Here is a 5,710-nt window from a genome sequence, read left to right as displayed (position 1 = left end):
GTCGTCTGCCAGCACGATCACCACGTTGGGCGGCCGCCGGGCCCGGGCGGCGGCGAGGCTCGCCATCCCGGACAGGCCGGTCAAAACCTCTCGCCGCCGCATCGTCATCTCCCCCCGAGCCATCCCTCGGGACAGTGGCGGCGACGCCCCCGCCTGTCGAGCGGTCAGCTCTCTTCCATGGCAGCCGCCGTGTCGTCGATCATCCCCACGATGCGGTCCAGTTCCTCAGGGGAGACCGGACGCAACACGCGCGCCTTGAGCGCCATTCCGGGGTTGGCCATGGCGCGGGCGATGCGGGGCCGTCCCGGGTTAGCGCGCCGCGCGGCGTCTTCCATGCGGGCGAACAGCGCCTCGACCGTAGTGCGGTCGGCGTCGGGTTCCGCGCGGCCCGCTTGGGTGATCTCGAACGGCTTGCGCCCGGTCTCGCCGCCAGCCTGACGGAGAAATCCCTCATTCTTCAGCAGCGAAGGGGTGGGCTGGACCATGCCTGGCGAGTGGATACGACGCCTCCAGCGTGTATCTGGACCCTTCGGCGGTCAGCACGCTCGAGAACAGCCCGAATTCGGAAACCAGGATCGGCGGTGACCGCAGCAGATTGTTGGCCTGCATCCAGGCGGCCGCCTGCCGGGGATCGGGGCGCCGAAGATAGGCCAGTGTCACATGCGGACGATAGCGCCGGGTCTCAACGGGGAGGCGGACGCGCCGGGCGGCGCGTTCGCAGGCCGCGGCCAGCCGGGTGAGCTCCGGGGTGTCGGCCACGCCGGCCCAGACGGCGTGCAGATCCGGCCCCTCGCCGAACGCGCCAGCGCCTTGCAGGGTGATCTCGAACGGCCTCACGCGCAGGCTCAGCAGTTCGGCGTCAAGATCGCGGGCCACGTCCTCGCGAACCTCACCAAAGAACCGCAGCGTCACATGCAGCGCCTCCAGCGGCCTCCAGCGCGCGCCATCGATCCCGATCTGGCGAGGAACGAGGGCTGCGCCGACTTCGGCCGGGATCGAAAGGGCGGCGAATAGTCGGATCATGCGGCCACCGGCTGGGGATCGGAAACGGACAAGGCCCCTTGCTAAAGGCCCGCAGCAAAACAATATGTCACACGCGTCCAATTCGCGACGTGCAACCCAAGGGCCTTGCTCAAATGAGCGACTTCAACCACGGCTATGCCCGCTCGATCCCGGCGGATCGCGCCGACATGTCGGTGGACGCGGGTCTCCGCAGCTTCATGATCGGCGTCTATAACAAGGTGGCGCTCGGCCTCGTGGTCTCGGCGGCCCTGGCCTACGTGACCGGTCAGTTCGCCCCGGTTCAGCAGCTGCTCTACAAGGTGACCGCCGATGGCCGTCTCGCCGGCATGCTGCCGCTCGGCTATGTGGTGGCGTTCGCCCCTCTGGCGCTGATCCTGTTCGGCATGTTCGGCCTGCGCAACGCCACCCCGCGCACTTCCGGCATCTATTACTGGTCGATCGTGGCGCTGATCGGCGCCTCGCTCGGTGTGCTGACGCTGATCTATACCGGCGGCTCGATCGCCTCGACCTTCCTGATCACCGCCACCGCCTTCGGCGCGCTGAGCCTGTTCGGCTATACGACCAAGAAGGACCTGACCGGCTTCGGCAGCTTCCTGATCGTGGGCGTCATCGGCCTGATCGTGGCCGGCCTTGTGAACATGTTCCTGCAGAGCCCGATGATGCAGTTCATCATCAGCGTGCTCGGCGTGTTCATCTTCGCGGGTCTGATCGCCTTCGACACCCAGCGCCTGAAGATGACCTACTACGAGCTGGGCGGCGACCAGGCGGCCATGGGTGTGGCCACCAACTACGGCGCGCTCAGCCTCTACATCAACTTCATCAACCTGTTCCAATTCCTGCTGCAGCTGTTCGGCGACCGCCGCTAAGCTCGGTACGGACCGAAACTAGAGCCCCGGCGGGCGACCGCCGGGGCTTTTTCGTGGGCGGCGTTCAGAACAGGAACGGGATGGGCCAGGCCCGCCCCCTTGGGGCGTAGGGTGTCAGTCGACGACCGAGAACCGGCCTTTGTCGAAGAAACGCAACACCTGTTCCAGCTCATGGCCGCGCCGCAGCACATGTCCGCCCTGACCGACCACCGCCCAGGCGCCCTGTTTTCGGGCCAGGGCCGGGTGTTTCTCAATGCGATAGAGGGGAGCTTCGCTGCTGCGGCGGAAGACGGAAAAAACCGCGCAATCGCGCAGTCCGTCCATGCCGTAGTCGCGCCACTCGCCGGCCGCGACCATCCGGCCGTAGAGGCGAAGGAGGCGTTCGAGTTCTCGCCGCTCGAAGAACACGCCAGCTTGCCGGGGCGCTCCGTGGCTCGGTTCCGTCTGCATCAAGCGTCAGCCTAAACCCTTAGCGCGCAAACCTGCAAACCGGTCCGTCGCGAAATGACCTCATTTCCGACGCGCCGTCGCCAGAACCGGCTTTCATATGAATTGTGTCGGCTGGTCGGTTCGCCCCCGGTCCCTGAAAACGCCCCCCCAGCCCCCGGTTGCTGGACGGGCCAGCCGACGCCCTCCCCGGGATGTCGAAGGCGCCTTCCCCGCGCCGGAGAGACCCACACCTGATGCCTTCCGCCCGTGCGGCCGTCCCCCCGGCCCGCGGGCGGTTTCTTGTGCGGCCTTCAGGATTCGGGCCTGGCGACCCCGATTACCCGGCCGCCGCGCGGGTGCTGCACGATCACCGCCGTGCGCAGACCGTCCTCCTGCGAAGGTGGCAGGCGGTAGGCCTGGGGCCGCCCGCGCCAGACGCCGAGCCGTTCCATCCGCCGCACCACATTGCGCTGAACGACTGTTTCGCCGCGATTGTCCCCGGCCCGCACCACCACCTCGACAGCGCGTGGATCGTACCGCACCAGCCAGACCTCAGCTCCGCCCCGGGGCGCCCGGCCGGAGCCGACATCCACGCGTCGTTGGCTGACGAACCGCATGTCCGGCGGACTTGGACGAGCCGCCCGCGCCGCCCGGATCAGGGGTTCGAGATCGGCGCCGCGACGGGCCTGGGTTTCCTCCCGCCCGTCTACAACCACCTGTGGCGTATAGGGTTCGCGCAGCTTGAGGCGCGTCACATAGGCCCGCTGGCGCTCGGTGAACTCGGGCCGTGCGAACGTGTCGGTCCAGCCGAGATAGTCCCAGTAGTCGACCGAGAAGGTCAGAGCGAGCACGTCAGTCCGCTCGGATAGCCGATCGATGTGGGCATTGGCCTCGGCGCAGGGGCCGCAGCCCTGAGCGGTGAACAGCTCGACAAGCACCGAGGATCGCGACGCGGCGTTGGCCGGTCCGGCGAGCAGCAACAGGGCGATCACGGCGGCCGTCCGCATCGTCCTGGACTTAAGGAGAGTTCCCCAGGCTGTAAATCACAACAAGGCGTGAGGGGTCGTGACCTTGGCCCCGACCCCTCATCATGTCGCCGTTACGCCTCAGGCTTGGCCAGGCTGCGCAGCACGTAGTTCAGAACTCCGCCGTGCTTGAAGTATTCCAGCTCGGTCGGCGTATCGATGCGGCAACGCACCGGGAAGCGGGCGATGCGCCCGTCCGACGGGCGATACATCTCCACGATCAGCTGCTTGCGCGGGGCCAATTCGGTCAGTCCGCGGATGGTGACGATCTCTTCGCCGGTCAGGCCCAGCTTGTGCCAGCCCTCCTGAGTGAACTGCAGCGGCAACACACCCATGCCCACCAGGTTGGAACGGTGGATGCGCTCGAAGCTCTCGGCGACCACAGCGCGGACGCCCAGCAGCTTGGTGCCCTTGGCCGCCCAGTCGCGCGAGCTGCCGGTGCCGTACTCTTTGCCCGCGAACACCACGAGCGGCCGACCCTCGCCGGTGTAGCGCATGGCGGCGTCATAGATCGACATCTGGTCGCCGGAGGGGAAGTGGCGGGTTACGCCGCCCTCGATCTCGGGCGTGATCCGGTTGCGGATGCGGATGTTGGCGAACGTGCCGCGCATCATCACCTGGTGGTTACCGCGCCGGGCGCCATAGCCGTTGAACTCCGACTGCGGCACCTGGCGGTCCAGCAGATAGGCGCCGGCGGGCGAGCCCGCCCGGAATGAGCCTGCAGGCGAGATGTGGTCCGTGGTGATCGAGTCGCCGAACACACCCAGGATCCGCGCCTCGACGATATCAGTGACCGGCTTGGGCTCCATCTGCAGCCCCTCGAAGTAGGGCGGGTTCTGGACATAGGTCGAGCCCGGGTCCCAGTCATAGGTCTGGCCACCCTTCACCTTGATCGCCTGCCAGTTCTTGTCGCCCTTGAAGACGTCGGCATAGCGGCTGGCGAACATCTTGGAGGTCACGTGCTTGCGCTGCAGAGCGACCACTTCGGCGGTCGTCGGCCAGATATCCTTGAGATAAACAGGCTTGCCGTCCTTGCCCTCGCCCAGCGGCTCGGTGGTCAGGTCGAGCTGCATCGTGCCGGCCAGCGCGTAGGCCACCACCAGCGGTGGTGAGGCCAGGTAGTTGGCGCGCACATCGGGGTTCACCCGACCTTCGAAGTTTCGGTTGCCCGACAACACCGAGCAGGCGACCACGTCGTTCTTCTGGATCGACTCGGAGATCGCCTCCGGCAGCGGGCCGGAGTTTCCGATGCAGGTGGTGCAGCCATAGCCCACCAGGTTGAAACCCAGCGCATCCAGGCTCTTGTCCAGCTTCGCCGCCTTCAGATAGTCGGTGACCACTTGGCTTCCGGGGGCCAGAGACGTCTTCACCCAGGGTTTGACGCGCAGGCCCTTCTCGACCGCTTTCTTGGCGACAAGGCCGGCCGCGATCAGCACGCCCGGGTTGGACGTGTTGGTGCAGGACGTGATGGCGGCGATAACCACGTCCCCATTGCCGATGTCGAAGTTCTCACCCTCGACTTTGAAGCGATCGCCGAGCGCGCCCGGCTTTGCAAACACATCGCCCTCCAGGGCGGTCTTGAACTCCGCCGCTGCGGCGGTCAGTTCCACCCGGTCCTGTGGACGCTTCGGCCCGGCCAGCGAGGGCACGACGCCTGCCATGTCGAGATAGAGCGTGTCGGTGAACACCGGATCCGGATCGGTCGGCTCGCGCCACATGCCCTGAGCCTTGGCATAGGCCTCGACCAGCGCCACGCGCTCGGGCGCGCGGTTGGTGGCCGACAGATAATCGATGGTCGCCTGGGTCACGGGGAAGAAGCCGCAGGTCGCCCCGTACTCCGGGGCCATGTTGGCGATGGTCGCCTGATCTTCCAGCGTCATGTTCGCCAGGCCGGGGCCGTAGAATTCAACGAACTTGCCGACGACACCCTTCTTGCGCAGCATCTGGGTCACGGTCAGCACCAGGTCGGTAGCCGTCGCGCCCTCCGGCAGGGCCCCGTCAAGCTTGAAACCGATCACCTCGGGGATCAGCATCGGAATCGGCTGGCCCAGCATGGCCGCCTCCGCTTCGATGCCGCCCACGCCCCAGCCCAGCACGGCCAGTCCATTGATCATGGTGGTATGGCTGTCAGTACCAACCACGGTGTCGGGGTAAGCGACTTCCTGGCCCTCGTCGGCGTTGGTCCATACTGTCTGGGCCAGGTATTCAAGATTGACTTGGTGACAGATGCCCGTGCCGGGGGGCACGACCCGGAAGTTATTGAACGCCGAGGAACCCCAGCGCAGGAAGTTGTAGCGTTCGATGTTGCGCTGGTACTCGCGCTCCACATTGTCGCCAAACGCCTTTGCGGTGCCGAAATAGTCCACC

General features: G+C 66.5%; 6 protein-coding genes. 1 reads left to right on the top strand and 5 read right to left on the bottom strand.

Features of this window, described 5'->3' with window-relative positions:
* Positions 1–164: 164 nt before the first annotated feature.
* On the bottom strand, positions 165–485 hold the full coding sequence (locus ACIQ3R_RS14410) for a hypothetical protein (RefSeq protein WP_397419554.1): 321 nt from the start codon (positions 483–485) through the stop codon (positions 165–167).
* Positions 451–1,023, bottom strand: coding sequence for an RNA 2',3'-cyclic phosphodiesterase (gene thpR, locus ACIQ3R_RS14405; RefSeq protein WP_397419553.1), 573 nt, complete (start codon positions 1,021–1,023; stop codon positions 451–453). Before thpR ends, ACIQ3R_RS14410 begins: the two co-directional genes overlap by 35 nt.
* Positions 1,024–1,136: 113 nt before the next feature.
* On the opposite strand from thpR, the gene ACIQ3R_RS14400 reads away from it, so the two are divergent.
* Positions 1,137–1,889: a Bax inhibitor-1/YccA family protein gene (locus ACIQ3R_RS14400; RefSeq protein WP_397419552.1), complete on the top strand. Its 753-nt coding sequence runs from the start codon at positions 1,137–1,139 to the stop codon at positions 1,887–1,889.
* Between the two features lie 114 nt (positions 1,890–2,003).
* Here ACIQ3R_RS14400 and ACIQ3R_RS14395 read toward each other — a convergent pair whose 3' ends face one another.
* The 3 genes from ACIQ3R_RS14395 to acnA all read right to left on the bottom strand — a co-directional run.
* Positions 2,004–2,339 (bottom strand): DUF2794 domain-containing protein, encoded by a 336-nt coding sequence (locus tag ACIQ3R_RS14395; RefSeq protein ID WP_397419551.1) that lies wholly within the window; start codon positions 2,337–2,339, stop codon positions 2,004–2,006.
* 290 nt (positions 2,340–2,629) lie between these two features.
* A complete protein-coding gene (locus tag ACIQ3R_RS14390) occupies positions 2,630–3,325 on the bottom strand; it encodes a DUF1223 domain-containing protein (RefSeq protein ID WP_397419550.1) in 696 nt (231 codons plus the stop codon).
* A gap of 92 nt (positions 3,326–3,417) precedes the next feature.
* Positions 3,418–5,710 (bottom strand): aconitate hydratase AcnA (gene acnA, locus ACIQ3R_RS14385; RefSeq protein WP_397419549.1); only part of this gene is annotated, 2,293 nt, incomplete at its 5' end.

It is taken from the genome of Phenylobacterium sp. (assembly GCF_044371015.1).
Taxonomy (GTDB): domain Bacteria; phylum Pseudomonadota; class Alphaproteobacteria; order Caulobacterales; family Caulobacteraceae; genus Phenylobacterium.
Note: the sequence above shows the minus strand (reverse complement) of the source record. Positions and strands in the feature narration are given on the sequence as shown.

Excerpts from the sequence above, each read along its gene's own strand:
- ACIQ3R_RS14390 (WP_397419550.1), bottom strand. The coding sequence starts at position 3,325 with ATGCGGACGGCCGCCGTGATCGCCCTGTTGCTGCTCGCCGGACCGGCC.
- ACIQ3R_RS14410 (WP_397419554.1), bottom strand. The coding sequence starts at position 485 with ATGGTCCAGCCCACCCCTTCGCTGCTGAAGAATGAGGGATTTCTCCGT.
- ACIQ3R_RS14400 (WP_397419552.1), top strand. The coding sequence starts at position 1,137 with ATGAGCGACTTCAACCACGGCTATGCCCGCTCGATCCCGGCGGATCGC.
- ACIQ3R_RS14395 (WP_397419551.1), bottom strand. The coding sequence starts at position 2,339 with ATGCAGACGGAACCGAGCCACGGAGCGCCCCGGCAAGCTGGCGTGTTC.
- thpR (WP_397419553.1), bottom strand. The coding sequence starts at position 1,023 with ATGATCCGACTATTCGCCGCCCTTTCGATCCCGGCCGAAGTCGGCGCA.